This is a genomic window from Weissella sp. DD23 (genome assembly GCF_001579105.1).
GTDB lineage: Bacteria > Bacillota > Bacilli > Lactobacillales > Lactobacillaceae > Weissella > Weissella cibaria.
Genome location: NZ_KQ970391.1, coordinates 355,001 through 357,353 on the forward strand (window position 1 = coordinate 355,001; position 2,353 = coordinate 357,353).

Here is a 2,353-nt window from a genome sequence, read left to right on the forward strand (position 1 = left end):
CTCCTGGTACCCGAATGCGCACGAGTGCTGATGCGGCAAAAGAAAATAACTATCTAGTTAGTCTATCAATGACACCAGCAGGTGGGTTCGGTTTGGCGTACACCGATCTATCAACGGGTGAAGTTAAAGCAACCACGGTGACTGCCACTGGGGGCGTTCTTAATGAAATCAGTCGCCTTGAAACGAAGGAGATTGTTACAAACGCAACGTTGCCAGATGATTTGATGGCTAATTTAACCAGTTTGGGAATTTTGGTGTCACATCAGGATGAAGAGGCGGCGAATGCGGAAACGTCATATTTGACGCAACAACTGACGGTGCCAGAACAAAAAGAGGCTGCTGATGTGTTATTGGCCTATCTATTTGCGACACAAAAGCGGTCACTCGATCACTTGCAAATGGCGTCATCATACGAAATTGCCCAATACTTGAAGTTAGATCGTAACTCACGCGCTAATTTGGAATTGACGGTTAATTTACGCACCCAACAACGGTCAGGTACCCTCTTGTGGTTACTGGACAATACGAAAACCGCAATGGGTGGGCGTGCCTTAAAGCAGTGGTTGGAACAACCATTACTGGATCGGGAAACGATTGAACAACGCTATGACAAGATTGGTGAGTTGCTCAAGGATTTCTTCTCGCGGGCGGCGTTACAAGAAACATTGAAGTCAGTTTATGATTTGGAACGTTTGGCTGGTCGCGTGGCATATGGTACAGCGAATGGGCGTGACTTATTGCAGTTGCGCAATTCTTTGCGACAAGTGCCAGACATCATGGTGACACTGGGTGATTTGGATCCGGCCGTCTTTGGTGATTTGCTACGTCGAATTGACCCTGTTTCAGACATTGAAAAGTTAATTTCCACGGCCATTGTTGAAGAACCACCAATTTCGGTTACCGATGGTGGTGTAATTCGGGCCGGGTATAATACACGCTTGGATGAATATCGCAGTGTCATGAAGAATGGTAAGCAATGGTTAGCTGAATTAGAGGCGAAGGAACGTAGCGAAACCGGTATTAGTTCGTTGAAAATTGGCTTTAACAAGGTGTTTGGTTACTACATCGAAGTTACTAAAGCGAACATTGATAAACTTGACCCAGACCGTTATACACGGAAGCAAACCTTGGTCAATGCGGAACGCTTTATCACGCCCGAACTAAAAGATCGCGAACAAATGATTCTGGAAGCTGAAACGAAGTCGAGCGATTTGGAGTATCAGTTATTTACGGAAGTGCGTGAGCAAATTAAAAATAACATTACGCGTATTCAAAAGCTCGCTGCCACGTTGGCCGAATTGGATGTGCTACAATCATTAGCAACCGTGGCAGAAGACTACAAGTTTACGCGACCTGAGTTGACGGATAAGCAACGGTTGGTGATTAAGGACGGTCGCCACCCGGTTGTGGAAAAAGTATTGGGCCACCAATCGTATGTCGCCAACGACGTCTTTATGGATGAGGATGAGACCATCATGTTGATTACGGGACCGAATATGTCTGGTAAGTCAACCTACATGCGTCAATTAGCGTTGACGGTGGTGATGGCACAAATTGGTTCGTACGTGCCAGCTAGCGAAGCTGAATTACCTATTTTTGACCAAATCTTTACTCGCATTGGGGCGGCGGACGACTTGATTTCCGGTAATTCAACGTTCATGGTGGAAATGTCTGAAGCAAATACAGCCATTCAGAATGCCACAAAGCGATCATTGATTTTGTTTGATGAACTTGGACGCGGAACGGCAACCTATGATGGAATGGCTTTGGCGCAAGCGATTATTGAACACGTGCACAATAACACGAAGGCGAAAACGTTATTCTCAACTCACTATCACGAGTTAACAGCGTTGTCTGATGAGTTGCCTAATTTGCGAAATGTTCACGTTGGCGCGACGGAAGAGAATGGTGAACTAGTCTTTTCACACAAGGTCTTAACAGGACCAGCAGATCAAAGTTACGGAATCAACGTCGCGAAATTGGCTGGCTTGCCAGATAGTTTGATTGACCGGGCGGCTGATATCTTGGCTAACTTGGAGGCACAGGATGTGTCATTGGAAGCAACGGCACCAACACGACCTGCTAAGTTAGCTGAACCAGTTGCCACCTATCAAGCGTCAGTGGCTGAGCCAGAACCCGAGGTTGCGGCGGCCGAACCAGCGGATACGCAGTTAGACTTGTTTGCGGTTGGACCAGAAATTGATCCTGCTATGCAAGCTGTTTTGGATGAAATTAAAGCAACAAATATTGCAACAATGACGCCATTAGATGCCATGATGAAGTTAAATGAGTGGCAAAAGCAAATGAAGTAAAAGAGGGTTAAGAGATGGCTGAGATTCATGAGCTTTCTGAT

The 2,353-nt window shown here is 46.0% G+C and carries 1 protein-coding gene; it reads left to right on the forward strand.

What is annotated here, in order from left to right:
• A partial coding sequence (gene mutS / locus WEIDD23_RS04210; RefSeq protein ID WP_062358780.1) for a DNA mismatch repair protein MutS occupies positions 1 to 2,312 on the forward strand: 2,312 nt, incomplete at its 5' end.
• Positions 2,313 to 2,353: the final 41 nt, after the last annotated feature.